The 21,350-nt window shown below is 37.6% G+C and carries 16 protein-coding genes; 11 read left to right on the forward strand and 5 right to left on the reverse strand.

What is annotated here, in order from left to right; translation table 11 throughout:
• The first annotated feature begins 24 nt into the window (after positions 1 to 24).
• Together M0R38_03695 and hutU are read left to right on the forward strand one after the other, a co-directional pair.
• Positions 25 to 219, forward strand: a complete 195-nt coding sequence (locus M0R38_03695) for a hypothetical protein (protein ID MCK9480851.1) — start codon at positions 25 to 27, stop codon at positions 217 to 219.
• Positions 220 to 359: 140 nt separating this feature from the next.
• On the forward strand, positions 360 to 2,003 hold the full coding sequence (gene hutU / locus M0R38_03700; protein MCK9480852.1) for a urocanate hydratase: 1,644 nt from the start codon (positions 360 to 362) through the stop codon (positions 2,001 to 2,003).
• Positions 2,004 to 2,127: 124 nt separating this feature from the next.
• Here hutU and M0R38_03705 read toward each other — a convergent pair whose 3' ends face one another.
• On the reverse strand, positions 2,128 to 4,854 hold the full coding sequence (locus M0R38_03705) for a 2-oxoglutarate dehydrogenase E1 component (protein MCK9480853.1): 2,727 nt from the start codon (positions 4,852 to 4,854) through the stop codon (positions 2,128 to 2,130).
• Between the two features lie 170 nt (positions 4,855 to 5,024).
• Here M0R38_03705 and M0R38_03710 point away from each other — a divergent pair, with 170 nt between their 5' ends.
• From M0R38_03710 to rnhA, 9 genes are all read left to right on the forward strand, one after another.
• Entirely contained in the window at positions 5,025 to 8,135 is a 3,111-nt protein-coding gene (locus M0R38_03710) for a gliding motility-associated C-terminal domain-containing protein (GenBank protein MCK9480854.1), read from the forward strand.
• A gap of 502 nt (positions 8,136 to 8,637) precedes the next feature.
• The gene (locus tag M0R38_03715) at positions 8,638 to 10,524 is read left to right on the forward strand and encodes a tetratricopeptide repeat protein (protein ID MCK9480855.1); all 1,887 of its coding nucleotides are present in this window, start codon (positions 8,638 to 8,640) and stop codon (positions 10,522 to 10,524) included.
• An 82-nt stretch (positions 10,525 to 10,606) separates the two neighbouring features.
• Positions 10,607 to 11,860 carry a pyridoxal phosphate-dependent aminotransferase family protein gene (locus tag M0R38_03720; GenBank protein ID MCK9480856.1) on the forward strand — a complete coding sequence of 418 codons (1,254 nt, stop codon included), beginning with the start codon at positions 10,607 to 10,609 and terminating at the stop codon, positions 11,858 to 11,860.
• A gap of 34 nt (positions 11,861 to 11,894) precedes the next feature.
• Positions 11,895 to 12,995, forward strand: a complete 1,101-nt coding sequence (locus tag M0R38_03725) for an SPOR domain-containing protein (GenBank protein MCK9480857.1) — start codon at positions 11,895 to 11,897, stop codon at positions 12,993 to 12,995.
• 3 nt (positions 12,996 to 12,998) lie between these two features.
• Positions 12,999 to 13,709, forward strand: coding sequence for a MotA/TolQ/ExbB proton channel family protein (locus tag M0R38_03730; protein MCK9480858.1), 711 nt, complete (start codon positions 12,999 to 13,001; stop codon positions 13,707 to 13,709).
• 27 nt (positions 13,710 to 13,736) lie between these two features.
• The gene (locus tag M0R38_03735; protein MCK9480859.1) at positions 13,737 to 14,141 is read left to right on the forward strand and encodes a biopolymer transporter ExbD; all 405 of its coding nucleotides are present in this window, start codon (positions 13,737 to 13,739) and stop codon (positions 14,139 to 14,141) included.
• Between the two features lie 34 nt (positions 14,142 to 14,175).
• Positions 14,176 to 15,003 (forward strand): hypothetical protein, encoded by an 828-nt coding sequence (locus tag M0R38_03740; protein MCK9480860.1) that lies wholly within the window; start codon positions 14,176 to 14,178, stop codon positions 15,001 to 15,003.
• 11 nt (positions 15,004 to 15,014) lie between these two features.
• Positions 15,015 to 16,283: a Mur ligase family protein gene (locus M0R38_03745; protein MCK9480861.1), complete on the forward strand. Its 1,269-nt coding sequence runs from the start codon at positions 15,015 to 15,017 to the stop codon at positions 16,281 to 16,283.
• Positions 16,284 to 16,757: a ribonuclease HI gene (gene rnhA / locus M0R38_03750; protein ID MCK9480862.1), complete on the forward strand. Its 474-nt coding sequence runs from the start codon at positions 16,284 to 16,286 to the stop codon at positions 16,755 to 16,757. It begins immediately after the preceding gene.
• Position 16,758: 1 nt separating this feature from the next.
• Here the strand turns inward: rnhA and M0R38_03755 are convergent, their stop codons facing one another.
• From M0R38_03755 to uvrC, 4 genes are all read right to left on the reverse strand, one after another.
• The gene (locus M0R38_03755) at positions 16,759 to 17,685 is read right to left on the reverse strand and encodes a GSCFA domain-containing protein (GenBank protein MCK9480863.1); all 927 of its coding nucleotides are present in this window, start codon (positions 17,683 to 17,685) and stop codon (positions 16,759 to 16,761) included.
• A gap of 5 nt (positions 17,686 to 17,690) precedes the next feature.
• Positions 17,691 to 19,124: an Asp-tRNA(Asn)/Glu-tRNA(Gln) amidotransferase subunit GatA gene (gene gatA, locus M0R38_03760; GenBank protein MCK9480864.1), complete on the reverse strand. Its 1,434-nt coding sequence runs from the start codon at positions 19,122 to 19,124 to the stop codon at positions 17,691 to 17,693.
• Between the two features lie 18 nt (positions 19,125 to 19,142).
• Complete coding sequence (locus tag M0R38_03765; GenBank protein ID MCK9480865.1) at positions 19,143 to 19,346, reverse strand: twin-arginine translocase TatA/TatE family subunit; 204 nt, start codon at positions 19,344 to 19,346, stop codon at positions 19,143 to 19,145.
• 111 nt (positions 19,347 to 19,457) lie between these two features.
• The gene (uvrC, locus tag M0R38_03770; protein ID MCK9480866.1) at positions 19,458 to 21,254 is read right to left on the reverse strand and encodes an excinuclease ABC subunit UvrC; all 1,797 of its coding nucleotides are present in this window, start codon (positions 21,252 to 21,254) and stop codon (positions 19,458 to 19,460) included.
• Positions 21,255 to 21,350 lie beyond the last annotated feature (96 nt).

Below are 21,350 nucleotides of genomic sequence, written 5' to 3' on the forward strand. Positions count from 1 at the left end.
CTTGAAGAACTGAAAAAGGACAAATTGAAAGTTGAACAATGGTCGGACAAATCGGTAACAGCAGCAGCCGTTTTTAATACTGTGAGCAAAACACTATATGAAACCTTACTGTACCCAACATATCAAACAGACGACATTGACTTAAATACTAATTTAGTATATGAACATTTAAAGAATCAATGTTTTGGAGGAGGAATGAGCATTTACGGACAGTATTAATCTGGCTTAAGCATTGATATAGCATATTGTTTTGTATTTTAATGCTTTCATTAGTTTTCACCTTTCCAAAATATTCCTTTTAAACACAAGGTATTTTAACTAAAAAATGAAACCTTTGCAATCATATTAAGGATACAGACATGAGTAAAAGTAGAATAATCAGAGCACCCAGAGGTACAGAATTGACTTGTAAAGGGTGGGTGCAAGAAGCAGCATACCGTATGATTCAAAATAACTTAGATCCGGACGTGGCAGAAAGACCGGATGAACTCATTGTATATGGTGGACTGGGTAAAGCTGCACGAAATTGGGATGCTTTTGATAAGATTCTTGAGGCACTCAAGAACTTAGAAGAAGATGAAACCTTGTTGGTTCAATCAGGCAAACCGGTTGGGGTGCTTCCTTCGCACAAAAATGCTCCAAGAGTGTTGATTTCTAACTCCCAATTGGTGCCTAAATGGGCAACATGGGAACATTTTAGAGAATTAGAAGCTAAAGGCTTGATGATGTATGGTCAAATGACTGCCGGCTCTTGGATTTATATTGGTTCGCAGGGAATTTTACAAGGAACTTATGAAACTTTTTTAGCATTAGCCAATAAGCATTATGGGGGTACGTTGAAAGGAAAGTTGAATGTTACAGCCGGACTTGGGGGAATGGGTGGAGCGCAACCTTTGGCAATCACGATGAACGAAGGAGTTGCATTGGTAGCAGAAGTAGAAGAGTGGCGAATCAAAAAGCGTTTGGATACACGCTATATTGATAAACTGTCTAAAGATGTTGATGAGGCAATTGATATGGCACTTGATGCAAAAGCAAAAGGAGAGGCTGTTTCAATCGGAGTTATGTGTAATGCAGTTGACCTATTGGGCAGATTGATTGAAAGGAATATCACTCCGGATACACTGACAGATCAAACCTCTGCGCACGATCCGTTGATTGGATATTTTCCTCAAAATCTTTCGATAGATGAGGCAAATAAACTACGTGTCGCAAATCCTGAAAAGTATTTAGAACTGTCTTACAAGACTATGTATCAACATGTAGAGCAAATGTTAGAACTGCAAAAACGTGGAGCTGTTACATTTGACTATGGAAATAATCTGCGAGCACGTGCATTTGAAAAAGGGTTAAAAAACGCATTTGATTTTCCCGGTTTTGTACCGGCATATATCCGTCCGTTGTTTTGTGAAGGCAAAGGTCCTTTTCGCTGGGTTGCACTCAGTGGTGACCCTCAAGATATTTATGAGACAGATAAGGTTATATTAGAATTGTTTCCTGAAAACGAAGGCTTAAAACGCTGGATTACGATGGCGCAAGAAAGGGTGGAGTTTCAAGGGCTTCCGGCAAGAATTTGTTGGTTAGGTCAAGGAGAGAGGGAAAAAGCAGGTTTAGCATTTAATGAATTAGTAAAAACAGGCAGTGTAAAAGCTCCGATTGTAATTGGACGCGACCATTTGGACACCGGTTCTGTTGCATCACCGAACAGAGAGACAGAAGCCATGAAAGATGGTAGTGATGCTGTGGCAGATTGGCCCATACTCAATGCTTTAATTAATACAGCAGGTGGCGCCAGCTGGGTAAGTCTTCATCATGGAGGTGGAGTAGGAATGGGGTATTCTATACATGCCGGCATGGTCATAGTTGCTGACGGAACTGAAGATGCATCAGTACGATTGAAGCGTGTATTACACAATGACCCTGCTATGGGTGTTATTCGCCATGCGGATGCGGGTTACGAAATTGCACAAGAAACAGCCAAGAAATTTAATATAGGATTGTAACTATTGTTACTTCCCAAAAGGTTTAGTCAAAATAAACAGAGTCAAGTATTTTATAATTCTTGACTCTGTGTGTAATATAAAGTGTTTGAAAGAAGACTTTGGGTTGTGTAAACACACAATCAATCTAAAGCTTGAACGATTGCTCTACAATGTCGTGTTGTTCTTTTTCATGAACTGATTTAAGTCCGGTAGAAGGACTTGCACTTGATTTACGTCCGATGTAGGAAATAGGTTTGTCAAAATCGTATCTCATCAAGTGTAGCCAAGCACCCATGTTTTTAGGCTCTTCTTGTACCCAGAAGAAAGAAGCATTTTTGTAAGATTTAATAACCTCATTAATATGTTTCTCAGGTAAAGGATACAATTGTTCTACACGAACGATTGCCACATCATTTCGTTTTTCTTCAATTTGTTTAGCAAGTAAATCATAATACACTTTGCCTGTACAGAACAACACTTTTTTTGCGGTTTTTTCAGTAGCAAAATTGTCAGGAATAAGTTCTTGAAAATGACCGTTTACAAAGTCGTCCAATTTGCTGACACATAAGGGATGACGCAATAGACTCTTAGGAGTGAACACAATTAAAGGCATTCTAAAATTGCGTTTCATTTGTTTTCTCAATACATGATAGAAATTAGCCGGAGTGGAACAATTCACAACATTCATGTTGTAATTTGCACACATTTGCAAAAAGCGTTCAGGTCTGGCAGAAGAGTGCTCAGGACCTTGTCCTTCATATCCATGTGGCAAGAGCATCACAAGTCCATTTTGGCGACCCCATTTAGCAAGACCGGCAGAAATGTATTGGTCAGTAATAATCTGACCACCGTTAGAGAAATCTCCAAATTGAGCTTCCCACAACGTAAGCGTTTTTGGGGTTGCAGATGCGTACCCAAATTCATATCCCAGCGCAGCATACTCACTTAATAATGTATTGTAAACAAAGAATTTTCCTTGTTTTTCGCTCACATGGCGTAAAGGAACATATTCTTCCTCTGAATCTACTTTTTTGACAACAGCATGTCTGTGAGAAAAGGTTCCTCGTTCAGAATCTTGACCGGCTAACCTGACGGAGTTCCCTTCATCTAACAAAGTCGCATACGCCATAAGTTCGCCCATTGCCCAGTCATAACTGTCAATCTTAATCATTTCGCGTCTGTGGGCATATACTTGTTCTATCTTTTTGAATAAAGGATGATCCTCAGGAATGAAAGTGATGTTTTTGGCAACTTCAAGCCATTTTTTCTTGTTAAAAGTAGTATCAGTAGGATTGTCAAATGTTTTCTCACTCGGGATAATAAAGTGCTCCCATTGATTTACAATACCCTCTTCTTTATGGCGAACAGGTTTGTCATTGGTTCTCACCAAGTCAAGTTTTTCTTGTAAAAGACTTTTGAATTTTACTTCCATGTCTTTTGCTAACTGTGCATCAATCTCACCACGTTCCAATAGTTTAGCTTTATAGATTTCTCTTGGATTCGGGTGTTTAGCAATGATTTGGTAAAGCAACGGCTGTGTGAACCTTGGCTCATCCCCTTCATTGTGTCCATATTTTCTATATCCTAACAAATCAATGAAAATATCAGAATTGAAATGGTTGCGATAAGCCATTGCGATTTTGATTGCGTGCACAACCGCTTCTACATCATCACCGTTTACATGCATTACGGGACAGTGCGTAACTTTTGCAACGTCTGTACAATAAGTACTCGTTCTGCCATCAAGATAATTGGTGGTAAATCCAACTTGATTATTTGTTACAATGTGAATTGTTCCTCCAATCTTATTTGCTTCTAATCCGCTCATTTGTACTGTTTCGTACACAATGCCTTGTCCGGCCAATGCAGCATCTCCATGAATGATGATAGGGCATATTTTGTCAAAATTGCCATTAAATCTATTGTCTAACTTAGCACGCACCATTCCGCTGACAACAGGTCCAACTGATTCAAGGTGTGAAGGATTTGGAGACATGCTCAAGTGTACTTTCTTGCCACCTTCAGTGGTGATATTAGATGAATAGCCTAAATGGTATTTTACATCACCTTCTATAAACTCTTGATTTTTATCTTCTTCAAATACTTTGCCTTCAAATTCAAAGAAAATTTCTTGGTAGGTTTTTTGGAAAATATTAGCTAGTACATTGAGTCTGCCTCTATGCGCCATTCCAATAATGAACTCTTCCACACCCATTTCAGAACCGTAGTGAATAACAGAGTCAAGAGCAGGAATTAGGCATTCGAGCCCTTCGATTGAAAATCGTTTTTGACCTATGTATTTTGTGTGTAAGAAATTCTCAAAAACAACCGCTTGATTGAGCTTTTCAAGTAATCGTGTTTTTTCTTTGATTGTAAGTTTAGGTTGATTCTTGGTGTTTTCAAAAATATCCTTTAACCAATTGTGTTTTTCAGTGTTTCTGATATAAGAATATTCAACGCCAATAGATTCGCAATAAGTTGTTTGTAAAAAGGCGATTATATCTTTCAGCTTTGCAGGTCCTATTCCAATATCTACACCGACATTAAATACTTTTTCTAAGTCACTTTCTTCAAGACCATAGTTGTGGATATCCAACGTAGGGGTATATTTTCTACGTTCTCTCACAGGGTTGGTGCGAGTAAACAAATGTCCGCGTTTGCGGTAGTCGTTTATTAAATTTAGAACATTAATTTCTTTTAGCGCATTTTCGGAAATGCCTTGTGAAGCAAGGTCTTTGCTTTGTCCAAGCTCAAATCCTTCAAAAAACTTTTGCCATCCAAAATCAACTGAAGTCTTGTCGCTTTGGTATTGCTTGTAAAGATCGTCAATGTAATTAACATCTGCGTTGTGTAAATAACTTTTTACGTTCATGCCTTTTAAATATGCGTGGCAAATATAGCCAAACAATCAATGCGTTGAATAGGTGTTGTAAAAGGAAAATTAAGGGTTACTCGTTATTTTTTTTCGTTTGGTTGCTTATCAATAGGCAACTTCTATTCGATTTGATATGTCTTAATTAATGTAACTTTGAACCCTTGTCAATGCTGACTTTCAATTTCAATATAAGGATTGTAATCCTAATTACTTTGCTTGTTGGAAGTAGCTATGTTGCTAAGTCAAGTTGTTTGAATGTAAACCCGGATTCGGTCAACACCTTACATTCCCTTCCAAGTGAATCATTTCCAAAACAGGATGCGCAAAATTGGTTTTTAGTGAAAAATGAGGGACAATGGAAGCAGCCTTTCCTTTTTAGGGCTGAGCTATTTGGCTCATGGTTTTATTTGGAGAAAAATGGATATACACTTAAAATCAACCAACAAGAGGGCTTAGAAAGTGTAAGAAGTCAAATTCATCGCAAACACTATGATATTGACACACCTTTTACAATAAAACACCATGCTTTGAGAGTAATATGGTTAAATACGCACGGTAGCCTTGAGGTTGAATACGATAAACATCCTTTTTATCACAACTATTTTGTAGGCAATGAATCGGCTCGGTGGAGAAGTAAAGTGCCGGTGGTTAAAAGTGTGTTAATGAAATCCCTCTATCAAGGCGTGGATTGGAAAGTGTATGCACCCAATTTTCATCCTAAACATGAATTGATTGTACATCCAAATACTGATTTGAGTTTGGTTGCATTTAAGATAGAAGGAGCAGAAAAGATTACGATTAATCATTACGGAGAACTTGTAATCAAAACTTCGCTGGGAGATGTAAAAGAAAGCAAGCCTGAGGTTTGGCAAATCATTGAAGGGAAAAAAGTATTTGTCAACTGTAACTATCAGTTGGATATTCAAAATTCTACTGTGAGATATGCACTTGGAGCTTATCGTAGAGATTTAGAGTTAATCATAGATCCGGTGCTTGTATTTTCAACGTATAGCGGCTCTTTGGGTGATAATTTTGGTTTCACAGCTACCTATGATTTATATGGAAACTTGTATGCAGGTGGTATTGTAGATGGTGATGATGGAGAATATCCTTGGACAGTAGGTGCATTTCAAACTCATTATGGGGGCAGTACAGGTGGGCAGCCTCCCATTAATCTTGCTTGTGATATTGCAATCAGTAAATATGCTGCTGACGGTAAGACTCTTTTGTATGCAACCTACTTGGGAGGCAGGCGGAATGAGCATCCGCACAGTCTTGTTGTAGATAATCAAGATAATCTGATAGTATTTGGAACAACTAATTCTGATGATTTTCCCGTGGACAGTTTTGGTTTTGATACTACGTATAACGGAGGCTATGATTTAATTTTAGTGAAATTTTCTGAGGATGGTTCTCAGATGTTGGGAGGGACTTTCATTGGCGGCAATACAAATGACGGAATCAATAATGGACTGCTCAGGTTTAATTATGCAGATGACTTTAGAGGAGATGTGTATGTAGATTCATCCAATATGGTGTATTTGGCTACTTGTACGAGTTCGTGGGATTTTCCAATCACTGCCGGAACAACCCAAACTGCCTTTGGCGGAGCAATTGACGGGGTTGTACTTAAGATTGATTCTTTATTTCGAAAATTAACTTGGTCCACTTTTCTTGGTTCTTCAGGACATGATGCCGTTTACTCAATCAAGGTGATTGATTCATTGGTGTTAGTTTCGGGAGGCACTTCAAGTACGGGATTAAGTATGTATGCTAGCGGTGCTATTAATTCATATCAAGGTGGAGTTGCCGATGGTTTTTTAGCAAGTTTTTATAAAGATACGGGGATTATTAAGGATTTTACATTTTTTGGTACAGATGATTATGATCAAGTCTATTTCATTGATTTTGACTCTGAGAAGAAAATATATTTTACAGGTCAAACAAGAGGAAATTTAACCCGAACACCTAATACTTATGGGCAGAATAATACAGGGCAATTTATAGGAAGGATTAACCTGAGTTTGAATAGTATAGATATTCTTACTACATTTGGGAATAGAACAAACTGGCTAAAACCGGATATATCGCCTTCGGCTTTTCTGGTTGATAAGTGCGATAATGTCTATGTCTCGGGTTGGGGTGCAGATATTGACTTGAATGCAGGTTCCACAAAAGACTTACCCATTACATCAAATACAATCCAAGCCACAACAGATGACAATGATTTTTATTTAATTGTATTTAGCAAAGAATTAAAGTCGATTATCCATGCTACATATTTTGGAGGTTATATGACCTTTGACCATGTTGACGGAGGTACAAGCAGATTTGATAAAAATGGAGTGGTTTATCAGTCTGTTTGTTCCAGTTGTCCAAACAACTTTTCACAGTCATTTTTGAGTGATTTTCCGGTAACCTCTGATGCTGTTTTTACTCAAAATTTTAGTCGTAGATGCAGCAATGCGGCATTCAAAATAGATTTTCAGGTTACATATAATATTGATGCAGAGTTTGAAGCAGACCCCATGAATGGTTGCAGCCCATTAACAGTGAATTTTACGAACAAATCCAAAGGAGGCGCAAGTTTTCTTTGGGATTTTGGGGATGGTACACAAGATACATCACAAAACCCATCGCATGTGTTTGAAACGCAAGGGCAGTATAAGGTCAAGTTAGAGATCTTGGATAACGCCAGTTGTAATCAAACAGATACAGCTTTTGCTGTGATTGAGGTACTGCAAGGTCCCAAACCCGAATTTGAATATAGTCTCGAATATTGCTCTTTGGAAGCAAGGTTTGTAAATAAGACTACAGAAGCACATAAAATCTTAGCATGGGAATTTGGCGACAGTACTACATCTCAAGAAGAACATCCAGCCCATCTTTTTCCTCACGGAGGAAAATTCAGAACGGTTCTTAGATTAGAACATCCTGACAATGGCTGCATTGATTCATTGGATACGGTTTTGGTTTTTGCCGAACATCCTTTCACCAAACTTCAAATACCCAATGTTTTTACACCAAATGAAGATGGAATCAATGATTGTTATCAGGTATTGGGGCTTGCAGAAGATTGTGAACAGGGAGAATTAAGGGTGTATAATCGTTGGGGCGATTTAATTTACAAAGGAAATTTAGCTACAGAATGTTGGAATGGACGTGTGTTTAACACAGGAGAGGAATTGCCGACAGGTGTATATTATTACCTTATCACAACAGAACGCGACAAGGTGCAAATGGTAAATACGCATGGCGTCATTCATTTAATAAGGTAAAACAATATTGGGGGATTAGTGTTGAAAATATTGCCCAACGAAGTAATAAATTAAAAGCAGTATTACAACAATCATTGGTACAAAAAGGAGAATGCTGCAACAACCACCCATTGTTTTTTCATGCGGATGATAAAAGTGCTCTTCATTGTGTCTGGGGGGTGTGAATTTGTCTTTCTCCGCTTCCATAAAAAAAGGCAAGCAAAGAATCGCACCGCTACAACCGTCTGCCCTTGCTCAGTTCCCTGCCTGGGGGAGTGAGACAGGAGCTGGTCGTTCCCGCTTGCCGCTGCAAAAGTATGATTTCAATTTGCCCTTTCCAAGTCCTGACGAACCTTTTTGTTGATTATTTTTTTAGAAAACATCGAGTCTCCTTGTTGTCTGACTAAAGGCTCGTATTAGGATTGTTTGAGAGAACGGAAAAGTATCCTGTTTCATTCTTACTTTTTTTGTAATCTTGCAGTGGGAGAGGATGATTCATAGATTGCAGGTCAAATACCGAGTCGTGGCAGTTATTGTTTTTATTGTCATTGTAATGGTTCAATGCAATCAACAAGGCAGTCAGCAAGTTCAAGATGCTCATACTGCTATCAATAGTCCTTATCTTAATCTCCATGATTCCGTTAAATATGTTGGTAGTAATGTCTGTAGAGCTTGTCATGCAGACAAATTTGAGAGTTTTTCACATACTGAAATGGGGATGTCTTTTGGAAAGGCGACCAAGCAAAAGAGCAGCAGTTTTGGACACGGAAATGGATATGTTTATGACACACTCAAAGATTTGCATTACCTTTCATTTTGGGAAGGAGATGATTTCTTTATAAAGGAATTTAGGATTGTGAATCAAGATACCGTCTATCAACGCAAAGAAAGGATTGATTATATAATAGGTTCGGGTCATCATACCAATTCACACATGATACAGCGAAACGGGTTTGTGTTTCAGGCTCCAATGACATTTTACACTCAAAATGAAATTTGGGATTTGCCACCCGGATTTAGAGGTAATAATTCAAGATTTGAAAGAAGGATTGAATCGGAATGTATGACGTGTCATAACGCATACCCTAAGCCGGATGCCTTGTCCTATAACAGATTTTTTGAAATTCCGGAAGGTATCAATTGTGAAAGGTGTCATGGACCGGGCGAATTGCATGTTGCACGCAGACAGTCAGCAGAATTTATTAATAACCCTCATCAATTTGACTCTTCTATTGTAAACCCAAAACGGTTGCCGTACAATCTTCAGACAGATGTTTGTCAGCGTTGTCATTTACAAGGAAATAATGTGTTGAAACCGGGAAAAACCTTTTATGATTTTAAGCCGGGTATGTCATTAAGCTCTGTTTTTACAGTATTTGCACCCAACTATAGCGAAGCAGAAGAGTTTCGTATGGGGGCACATTCAGAAAGACTGCAAATGAGTCAATGTTTTATTGTTTCTAACAAGGGTAATACCGAATCATATAATCCGGAATTGAGTTTTACTTGTATTACCTGTCACGACCCGCATGTGAGTGTACGCACTATGCAAGATGACCATTTTAATCAAACTTGTAAATCTTGCCACACGACACCCAAGACTGTTTGTTCCGAAATGGTTGAAAATATTCGGTTAAAAAACAATAATTGTGTGTCATGTCACATGCCCAGAACAGGGGCTGTCGATATTCCTCACGTTACGGTGCATGACCATTACATACGTAAAAATTATGACAATAAAGGTGCTGCCGGAAAAGGTAAGTTGTTGGGGTTAAGACCTATAAATACAAAGCAAGCAGATGTTGCTTCAACTTTTGTGGGTTATGTGTCATATTATGAAAAATTTGAACAAAATCCTTTGTATCTAGCTAAAGCAAAAGAACTTTATGACCAGTTAGGAAACTCTCAATATGCGTTGGTGTTAAAGATTTATTACCACTACACATCCAATGAATTCACTGCAATTACCCTACTTGCAGGAAAAATTCAGGAGGATTCAGTAAAAGATGGATGGACTTATTATAGGGTTGCAAAAGCATTTGAGAACACCCATAATCCAAAGACCGCTATCCAATGGATGGATAGAGCTGTTAAGCTCAAATCCACTTTTTCACCTTTTTGGGATGCTCTAATTTCATTAGAAATTGATACACGTCAATATGCCAAAGCACAACAAAGTCTCTACAACGTCTTGGAACTTGATTCTCGCGATGATGTAGCCATGGGGTTGCAGGCAAAATTGTATTATCTGACGGGTGATATCAAGAATGCTAATCAAACTGCACTCAGAACACTTAAACTCAACCCTGATAATTTTGTTGCGCTTGAAATTCTAATAAGAATTGCTGATGCAAGCGGTACGAAACCACCGTTATATGATTATTGGAAGCAAAGATTATCAAAAGGATAGCACCGTGTTTTTTATCCGTATGTGCATTTCAAAATGCAATTTAATATTGTTACTTTTGCGGCACAAAATTTAACACAAAGCAATGGCAGATATATTTAAAAAATTTCAAGAGAATATGGGTCCTTTGGGAACATATCATAAAGAGGCACACGGATATTTTACTTTCCCAAAATTGGAAGGAGAGATTTCAAATAGAATGGTGTTTAGAGGGAAAAAATTATTGATTTGGAGTTTGAACAACTACCTTGGATTGGCAAATTTACCTGAGGTAAGAAAAGTAGATGCAGACTCTGCTAAAGAATTTGGACTTGCCTTGCCTATGGGGGCGAGAATGATGAGCGGTAACTCAGATAATCATGAACTCCTTGAAAAAAATCTTGCAGACTTTGTAAAAAAAGAAGATTGTTTTCTGTTGAATTATGGATATCAAGGTGTGGTGTCTATTATTGATGCGATTGTAGGTCGTCATGATGTCATTGTGTATGATGCTGAATCACATGCTTGTATTATTGATGGAGTGCGTTTACATGCAGGAAAGAGATTTGTATATACACACAACAACATAGAAAGTCTTGAAAAGCAATTAGGACATGCTCAAAAAGTTGTTGAGCAGACCGGAGGTGGTATATTAGTAATTACAGAAGGTGTATTTGGAATGACAGGCAGCCAAGGAAAGCTAAAAGAAATCACGGCATTGAAAAAGAAATATGAGTTTAGATTGTTTGTTGATGATGCTCACGGTTTTGGAACCATGGGATCAAGTGGGGCAGGAACAGGAGAAGAACAAGGAGTGCAAGATGAAATTGATTTATACTTCTCAACATTTGCCAAGTCTATTGCATTAATTGGTGCGTTTGTAGCAGGTAAAAAGCCTGTGATTGACTATTTAAGATATAATATGCGTTCTCAGATTTTTGCAAAATCACTGCCTATGCCTATTGTCGTTTCTGCTATCAAACGTCTTGAATTGCTTAGAACACAGCCGGAGCATAAGGAAAAACTTTGGACTATTGTGCGTGCATTGCAGAATGGATTAAAACAAGCAGGGTTCAACATAGGAAATACTAACACCCCTGTTACTCCTGTGATGCTTAATGGGACAGTAGAAGAAGCAACATATCTTACATTAGATTTAAGAGAGAATTTTAACATCTTCTGTTCTATTGTGGTTTATCCTGTTGTACCCAAAGGTGTAATCCTCCTCAGATTGATACCAACTGCTGCGCATACTTTGGATGATGTGAATGAGACTATTGCTGCATTTACTGAAGTTCAAAAGAGATTAAAAGCAGGTCAATATTCAGGTAAAAGTAAAATTGCACAAGTAACACAGTAATTTTTTATTTTTGTTTGCTCTAAGACACTCGCTCATGATAAATCCGGAAAATAATATTCAGAGTCTTTTATATGATAACGACTGTGTTATCATTCCTGACTTTGGAGGTTTTATCAAGAGAGAGAATCCTACTGTGCTTGATAAGTATGCGAACTCTATTAAGCCACAGGGAACTACTTTGTTTTTTAATGTTGCCTTACAGCAAAATGATGGCTTATTGGCAAACCATATTGCATCCGAAAAGTCTATTTCATATCAAAATGCAATTGATTTATTAACCCAATGGGTGAAAGATACTGAAAGACAAATTACGTTAGACGGTAGATTTACTTTTGGAATTTTGGGAACATTTTTCGTCAATGCAGAAGGTAAGAAATGGTTTTCACCGAATCCATCCTTAAATTTTTCAAGAAAAACTTTTGGACTTGAAACAATAATTGCAAAGGCAATAATCAAAGATGTTTCGCAAACACATAAAAAAGAAGAAGCATTAAGTGCACAGTATGAAAAGGAAGTTGTTCAACCCACATTGCAACTTGCACAACAGAACAAGAAAAAACGCTTGCCTTTAAAAATAGCAGCTTCTTTGCTTCTCCTTATCGGAGTAGGAGCTGCATTGTATATTACTGTTTTTAATAACAATAGTTTTGAGTTGTTTCAACAAGCAAGGATTATCCCAATGGCAGATACGGCTCCCGTTGTAATAAATGAAGAAACAAATCAACAGGAAGAAAACATTTTTCTTGAAGATTCTGCTGATATGCCTGATGAAAGTGAAGTTATTGAAGACACAACTACAATAGAATCTCCGATTCAAGAAGAAACAATAAATGAAATAAATACTGAGCAGGGTGTGCAAAATTTTGTACAACCTGCGACAAATGATGTAGATGAAAATCTTGGCGAAGAAGGTATTTACACTATTTTGGCAGGTGCATTTCTGCATGAAGATAACGCACAAAGAAGAGTGGAAGTTTTAAAACAAAACGGATTTGATGTTTTTCCTGTTAAGCCTGAAGATAGTAGGCTGACAAGAATTCAGTGCGGAAAATTCTCTTCAATAGAAGCAGCAGAAATGTACTTGCAAGCAGTTCAAAAAGTAATACCTCAAGCACACATCACATCATTTAAATAATACATGAATCAACTATTCTTATTCACATTACTGCAAATCCAACAAGCGGAAGGAACAGTAGAAGCGGTTGTAAACACCGCACCCCAAGACGAAGAACTTAGACTTTGGGATTTAATGCTCACCGGTGGTCCTATAATGATTCCAATCGGGTTGATGCTCATTTTCGCCATTTATTTAATGACCGAACGATATCTAAATATCAAAAGAGCGGGTAAGTTAGACCCTAATTTTATGGCTACCATAAAGGATATGGTGTTGAATGACAATATAGCCGGAGCTCAAAAGTTATGTGAAAAAACAGATTCACCGGCTGCACGAATGGTTGCAAAAGGTATTTCTCGCATTGGCAGACCCTTGAACGATATTAGTGCGGCTGTTGAAAATACAGGTAAGTTAGAAATTTACAAATTAGAAAAGAGGATGCCTTTCCTCGCTACCATCGCAGGAGCAGCGCCAATGCTTGGTTTCTTAGGTACTGTTACAGGAATGATTCTTACTTTCCATTCATTAGCACTTGCAGGAGATTCTGTAACTCCCGGTGATTTAAGTTCCGGGTTATATCAAGCAATGGTTACTACAGTTGCGGGGCTTATTGTGGGTATTTTAGCTTATTTAGGATATAACTTGCTAACAGGTATGATTGAAAAGGTAATTTACAAAATGGAAGTTGCTTCAGTAGAATTTCTCGACCTGCTTCAGCAACCGGCTGAATAATATTTGCTGACTTAATTTTATTGCATTATGTCCTTAAAGAGAAAATCAAAAATCAGTACAGAATTCAGTATGTCGTCCATGACGGATATTGTATTCTTGTTGCTCATTTTCTTTATTTTGACTTCTTCGGTTGTTCGCGAACCAGTACTGAGAGTGTTGCTGCCCAAAGCAAATCCAGATAAAAAATTGACAACTAAAAGTATTAAAGTAGCTGTTACTGATGATGGCAGGTATTCAGTGGATGATAAAATTTTATCTTATGACAATTTACCTTCTGCCATACAAGCAGCATTAAGCAGTAACCCTGAAGCGGTTGTTGCTGTCTATGGTGATAAACGAGTGCAATACGAGAGAGTAATGGAATTGGTGAAAATGGCGGATGATATGGGAGCAAAAGTTGTACTTGCATTGGAAAAGGATACGAAAAAGTAGATAGCTTACGTTTCAACTAAAAACATGTTCAATTATGCAAGTATTTTCAAGTAAAAACGAAAAAGAAGATAAAGTCAAAGCTGGTTTTTTTACCGGTATTATGACGTTGTTACTGATCTTACTTTTGATTTTTGCAGGATTTCGCAATGCCCTAAATGAGGACAGTGAAGAAGGTGGCGGTGGAGTTGAAGTACAAATGGGAGACCCCAATCACGGTGGACCTGATAATAGTCCTGCCAGTGAAAGAGTTGTACCTGTGCAACCACAGCAAATTGAACCGGATGATAATTTTACCACCAATCAAAATGATGGTGTTACCCTGAATAATAAAAAAGATAAACCGCGTCAGACACAAACGACACCACAAACACAAGAACAACCTAAGCAGCCTGAACCACAAATATCAAATGATTTAGATAATTTATTTAAGTCATCAAAAGACAGCAAAGGTCAAGGAAACGGTCAAAATACCGGTACACAAGGTAATCCCGATGGTAAAGGTAATTCGCCAACGGGAGGCAGCGGAGGAGGAGGTGATGGTGTAGGTTCCGGTTCAGGTTCGGGAACTGGAGATGGGTTCAAATTGGGACAAGGGTTTGGAAATCGTAGAATAAGTTTTGCGCCTACTATCAGAAGTGCATGCACCAATGCCAAAGGTGGTCGTGTAGTTTTTAAAGTAGAAGTAGCACCGAATGGCACAGTAGTAAATGTGCTTAATCCCACTACAGGTGAAAGAGGTACTAATGTTTCCGATCCCTGCTTAATGGCTGAAGCGGTTGCCTTAGTGAAGAAGGTAAAACTGTCCTCTTCTAATGAAAATATGAATACCATTGGTGAAATCACCATTACCATTAAAAATTAACCGTATTCTTTGTGAACAATCTTAAACAGGAAGAGTTTAACCAAACTGTTGAGTATCTGTTCTCAAAATTGCCGATTTTCTCTCGTGATGGAAGTAAAGCATTAAAATATTCGCTTGAAAATATAACTAAACTTTCAGCAGCGCTTGAAAATCCGCATGAGCACTTCAAATCGGTACATATTGCCGGTACAAACGGCAAAGGATCAGTTAGTCATTCAGTTGCAGCAGTTTTACAGGCTAATGGCTATAAAACAGGATTGTACACTTCGCCTCATCTAACCGACTTTAGAGAAAGAATGAGGGTTGATGGTGTAATGGCGTCACAAGAGTTTGTAGTGAATTTTGTAAAGCAGCACAAAACGATGATTGAAGAGCTGCGACCATCTTTTTTTGAGATTACGCAGGTAATCGCTTTTTCTTGGTTTGCCGAACAAAAAATCGATGTGGCAGTAATCGAGACAGGGCTTGGCGGCAGATTAGATTCAACCAATATTATTTGTCCGCAACTGTCCGTTATTACGAATATTTCTTTTGACCATACGGACATATTGGGTGATACACTTGAAAAAATAGCTACTGAGAAAGCCGGAATAATCAAAAACCGTGTCCCTGTAGTAATAGGCAGGTATCAACCGGATATTCATTTTATTTTTGAAAATAAAGCCAAACAAACCAACAGCAGATTGTATTTATCAAAGGATATTGTGAAAGAGGAAAGCAATTTTGAGTTTCAATTAAAAGGCAATTATCAAAAGGAAAATATCAAAACAATTTTAGCAACCATCCAAATCTTAGAGTCGGATTGCGGATTTGAATTTAAAAATGAAAATATTCTATATGCACTTACACATGTAAAAGAACTGACTGGGCTGAGAGGTAGGTGGGATATTTTGGGTGAGAACCCTAAAATTATTGCGGATACAGGTCATAACGAAGATGGACTTAAATTTGTGGTTGAACAGTTAATGGCAGAACGATTTTCCAAACTTCACTTTGTAATAGGAATGATGCAGGATAAAAAGAGAGATAAAATATGGAATATTTTACCCCTAAATGCAACCTATTATTATTGTAAACCTAATGTGCCGAGAGGGCTGAATGAAATTGAATTGAGAAAAGAAGGAGTGGAGCATGGATTAAACGGTAATGCATATTCGAGTTGCCATGAAGCATTAGAACAGGCAATAAAAATGGCAGCAAACACAGATTTGATTTTTATAGGAGGAAGTACATTTGTGGTTGCAGAGTTAATTGAGTCTCCATTATTAAAAAGAGCATAGATGAATAAGCCAGAAAAGACCAAACTTATTGTTTATACCGATGGTGCTGCGCGAGGCAATCCCGGACCCGGAGGATATGGCGCAGTATTAATTTATGGAGATAAACAGCTTGAAATTTCTGAAGGATTCCGAAATACTACCAATAATCGCATGGAATTAATGGCAGTGATTGAGGCACTTAAGAAACTCAAAAGAATTAATATGGATATTGCTGTTTATACAGATAGCAAATATGTGTGTGATGCTGTCAACAAAGGGTGGTTAAAATCATGGATTAAGACCGGTTTTAAAGACAAGAAGAATGTGGACTTGTGGAAGCAATTTTTAGAATTAGCGCAATTACACCACATTTCATTTCATTGGGTAAAAGGACATGATGGGAATGTTTATAATGAACGTTGCGATGTGTTGGCAACTACTGCTGCTGATAATTATCCAACAAAAATTGATATAGGGTATGAAAGTGGAAAATAATCTAATGCCACTTCTTATTAAAACTCTCTAAAGCATTTTTGCGTTTTATTTCAAATTCTCGCCATTGAGGTGATTCAGGTTGTAATGCTTTATGTTTAAACATGGCATCTATTTTTCTCCATTCAGTAACATACTGTTTGGTTTGCTCAGCAAACAATTTACTGTGAAAAAAATCATATACGAACTCAATTGCTTGTGCATTGGGATGTACCAAGTCTGAATGATAGAACCGATAATCTCTTAACACATCTGTAATCAGTTCAAACGCGGGGAAATAATATACGTTTGGATGTTTAGCAATCAATTGTTGTATTGCTATTCTCAGTATTGCTTTGCTATGATTTGACTCTATTAATCCTTCTCTGACATACCTAACAGGGCTTATGCTAAGGTAAAATTCTTTGTCTGGACATTGAGTGATTAGGTTGTCCCATTGGTTCATAATGGTTGCTACATCTAACATTGATGTTTCAAAGTCAGATAAAGGTCTTTTATGGCAGTTGCCTACAATTTTACCCGTAGCCTTTGATTTATATACTTTGGCTGTCCCAAATGTTAAAAATATAAAATCACTATTGTTCAGTTGTTCAGCGGCATTTATAATTTCGTTGTTGATTTTTTGTAATGTGTTTTCTTGCGTAGTGTCTGAAAATGCTACATGATGCATTTCGCTATGCCAGAGATTATTGTGAAAAAACAAATCCTCTTTTAACAGTGTGCTTCCATTAAGACAATGGGCAAAAACATGTGCCATGCTGATTGGATTGTATAAAATGCCAAAAGGATTCTTAGTTACATTTAATCTGTTGAGTGATACTTGTTCTGCAATATTTTCAGCAAAACAAGAACCGAGAAAAAAGAGAGTACTCTTGGATTCTATCCTTTTGTTGGATTGAGGGTCCCAGTCGAAAGGCAGCACCCATTTCATAGAGTTTAGATTTGTTTACAGGTTTGAAAAAAGGCAGCACCGGTCTTAATCAACTCCGGATCATGACCTTGAGGTCCCATTAATTGCATTCCAAAAGGAAGTCCTGCTTGAGTATTAGCGACCGGGATAGATAGGGCAGGGATGCCGGCTAAATTTGCATGCACAGTAAATATGTCCGCCAAATACATTGCCAGCGGGTCTTTGTCTTTCTCTCCGATTTTAAATGCAGGAGTTGTAGTGGTAGGCGTTAGGATGAAATCATTGGTTTCAAAGATGTTATCAGTAAACGTCTTAATAAGCCTGCGTACTTGTAAAGCTTTAGTATAAAACGTATCCACTTTTTCAGAAGTAAGCATATAAGTGCCCAACATGATTCTTCTCTTCACTTCTTTACCGAACCCCTCTGAACGTGATTTCTTATACATTGAATCTAGGTCTGTGCTGTTTTTACTTCTAAAACCGTACAACAAACCGCTAAACCGGGACAAGTTTGAACTGGCTTCGGCTGTAGAAAGGGCGTAATAACAAGGGACTACAAAGTTAATCAAAGGGAAATCAATGATATTGATAGTATGACCTTGACTTCTGAGCAATTCAATTACCTTCAAAGTGTATTCTTTTACTTCCTTATCAATAGAATTATTTTCAATACATTCTTTCAGCACAGCGAAAGAGAGTTTTTTTCCGGATTGGTTTTGCTCCAAGTAACAATCAGAACATTCTTCTAACATAGTTGCATCATGGTTGTCTTTACCGGAGATGATTTCCATTATCAATGCCAAGTCTTCAGCGGATTTTGTAAGTGGACCAATCTGGTCAAATGAAGATGCATACGCAATCAAGCCATATCGTGACACAGTGCCATAACTAGGCTTGTAGCCCCACAGTCCGCAAAAAGAAGCCGGTTGTCGAATAGAGCCTCCTGTATCCGAGCCAAGACTTGCATGACACATACCCGCTTGTACTGCAACAGCAGGTCCTCCGGATGAGCCTCCTGAAACACGAGTGGTGTCGGCAAAATTCTTGACTGGACCATACACTGAGTTTTCGTTTGATGCACCCATAGCAAATTCATCACAATTCAAACTGCCTATAATGATTGCGTCTTCTGCCAATAGGCGCTCGACAACTGTTGCATTATAAACAGATTCGAATCCTTTTAAGATATTTGACGAAGCAGAAACAGGATGATTTTTGTAACAGATATTGTCTTTAATGCCAATAAATAAGCCTGCTAAACGTCCTGCTTTACCTGTTTTAATCTTTAAATCTAAATCTTTTGCTTGTTGTAGTGTTTCATCTTCAAATACCTTTACAAAGGCATTAAGATCTGCGTGTTGCTTAATTTTATGCAAATACTCTTGTGCTAACGCTTCGCAAGTCGTTTTGCCGGAAAATAGGGAAGATCGTATTTCCGAGAGGGAATTGGAATCCGAAATCATTTCTTGAAATGAATGCTATTCTTTGTCTTTTGGCTTTTCTTTCATGCCTTCGTTAATCTCTTTCTTAACGTTATTCTTTGCGTCATTGAATTCTCTGATTCCTTGACCAAGACCACGCATAAGTTCAGGGATTTTTCTACCACCGAAAAATAAGAGAATAGCAAGAATAATCATTATCCATTCTGAACCTCCGATTGAACCTAGAAATAAAAGTGTCATAGTGCTTATTTTAGAATTGCAAAGGTAAATGATAAAGTCATTTAACCAATAGAATAATAAAATAGTTTCTATGTGGTCATTCTTGGTGTTTACAGATTTATTCTCTCTTTTCTATGAATGAAAAAAGGAGTGTACAATATGTGCTTTTTGTAATCCGATTTGGCGTTCAATTTCTTTCAACTCAGCATTTTTGATGTTTTCTACTGATTTAAAATACTGTAACAAGGCAGATTTAGTTTTATCGCCTATCCCTTTAATGCCGTCAAGTTCTGATTTAAGAGATGTTTTACTCCTCCTGTTCCTGTGATGGGTAATGCCAAAACGATGCGCTTCATCTCTCATTTGCTGAATGATTTTCAATGTCTCGGACTTCTTGTCTAAATAAAGTGGAATAGGGTCTTCGGGATAATAGAGTTCTTCTAATCTTTTTGCAATTCCCAAAACGGCAATTTTCCCGTATAAATCCAAAGCCTTTAATGCCTCAACTGCAGAACTTAATTGTCCCTTCCCTCCATCGACTATGATAAGTTGAGGCAATGCTTGGTTCTCTTCTAATAATCTTTTGTATCTCCGTGTTATAACCTCTTGCATTGTTGCAAAGTCATTAGGACCCACAACAGTTTTTACTAAGAAATGCCTGTAATCTGATTTTGAGGGTTTACCATCTTTAAATACTACGCAAGCAGATACTGCATCAGTTCCTTGAAAATTTGAATTGTCAAAACATTCAATGTGTCTGGGTTGTTCTGTCAGACGCAGGTCATCTCGCATTGTATCCATAATACGATTCATGCGTTGTTCAGGGTCGAGAATCTCAGCCATTTTAATACGCTCTTTTTTGTAATAGAACGCATTCTTTATACTCAAATCAAGCAGCATTTTTTTATCTCCGCGCTGAGGAATAGTAATTTTTACACCGGCAATTTTTAGTTCTAAATTCATAGGGAGAATTAACTCAGGAGCATGTTTGATATCAAGAGTGCGTACTTCTGCAAATGCAGCAAGCAAAAGGTCTTCGTCTGTTTCATTTAATATTTTCTTGATTTCCAAATTACGTGCTCGTGTAATAATTCCGTTTGTAACCCTCAGATAGTTTACAAAACCTTTGTTAGAATCACTAACCACGCTTAACACTTCTACATCTTGGATGGTAGGGGGAACAATAGTGGACTTTGCTTGAAATTTTTCTACAATATCCAAGTGCATCTTGTATTTATGAGCGTCTTCAAAAGCTAAGTTTTTGGCAGCCTCATGCATCTGTTTCTTTAAATGCACTTTCACTTCATTGAGGTTTCCTTTAAGCAGCAGCTCAATTTGGGCGATATTCTGTATGTAATCATTTTCCGATTGAAGTCCAACACATGGTCCTTTGCAGTTGCCGATATAATATTCTAAACACAGTCTGAATTTCCCTTTTTTGATATTCTCTTCGCTCAGGTTCAAATTACAGTTACGTAAGGGATATAGTTCCTTGATGAGGTCGAGCATAATATTCATCATTTTTACTGAAGAATAGGGTCCAAAATATTTGCTACCGTCATCAATCGGATTTCTAATAGGAAAAACGCGAGGAAAACGCTCGTTGGTGATTTTAATATAAGGATACGATTTGTCGTCCTTGAGATTAATGTTGTAGCGCGGTTTGTATTGTTTGATTAATGAATTTTCGAGCAATAAAGCATCATACTCAGTTTCTACAACAACATATTCAATACGTTTGATTTTTGATACAAGAACTTTGGTTTTATGATTTTCAAAGTGGTGTTTATTAAAGTAGCTGCTAACACGTTTCTTTAAGTTCTTAGCTTTGCCAATGTAAATGATTTTATTTTCCTCATCATAGTATTTATAGACACCCGGATTGTGTGGGATGTTTGCAATTAAATCTTTTAATGCAGGTGAGGTCATTGCTGCGCAAAGATAGTGTAAAGCGTAAGTCGAAAAGAATAATATCTTATCCTAAAATCGGTGTCACCTCAACTTGTAAAAGAGTTTCTCAAAGTT

It is taken from the genome of Bacteroidia bacterium (assembly GCA_023228875.1).
Classification (GTDB): Bacteria; Bacteroidota; Bacteroidia; order NS11-12g; family UBA955; genus JALOAG01.

Bases quoted from the DNA above. Each gene is read 5' to 3' on its own strand.
- M0R38_03765 (MCK9480865.1), bottom strand. From the start codon at position 19,346: ATGACACTTTTATTTCTAGGTTCAATCGGAGGTTCAGAATGGATAATG.
- M0R38_03740 (MCK9480860.1), top strand. From the start codon at position 14,176: ATGCAAGTATTTTCAAGTAAAAACGAAAAAGAAGATAAAGTCAAAGCT.
- M0R38_03720 (MCK9480856.1), top strand. From the start codon at position 10,607: ATGGCAGATATATTTAAAAAATTTCAAGAGAATATGGGTCCTTTGGGA.
- hutU (MCK9480852.1), top strand. From the start codon at position 360: ATGAGTAAAAGTAGAATAATCAGAGCACCCAGAGGTACAGAATTGACT.
- M0R38_03735 (MCK9480859.1), top strand. From the start codon at position 13,737: ATGTCCTTAAAGAGAAAATCAAAAATCAGTACAGAATTCAGTATGTCG.
- rnhA (MCK9480862.1), top strand. From the start codon at position 16,284: ATGAATAAGCCAGAAAAGACCAAACTTATTGTTTATACCGATGGTGCT.
- M0R38_03730 (MCK9480858.1), top strand. From the start codon at position 12,999: ATGAATCAACTATTCTTATTCACATTACTGCAAATCCAACAAGCGGAA.
- M0R38_03705 (MCK9480853.1), bottom strand. From the start codon at position 4,854: ATGAACGTAAAAAGTTATTTACACAACGCAGATGTTAATTACATTGAC.
- M0R38_03725 (MCK9480857.1), top strand. From the start codon at position 11,895: ATGATAAATCCGGAAAATAATATTCAGAGTCTTTTATATGATAACGAC.
- M0R38_03755 (MCK9480863.1), bottom strand. From the start codon at position 17,685: ATGAAATGGGTGCTGCCTTTCGACTGGGACCCTCAATCCAACAAAAGG.
- uvrC (MCK9480866.1), bottom strand. From the start codon at position 21,254: ATGACCTCACCTGCATTAAAAGATTTAATTGCAAACATCCCACACAAT.
- M0R38_03710 (MCK9480854.1), top strand. From the start codon at position 5,025: ATGCTGACTTTCAATTTCAATATAAGGATTGTAATCCTAATTACTTTG.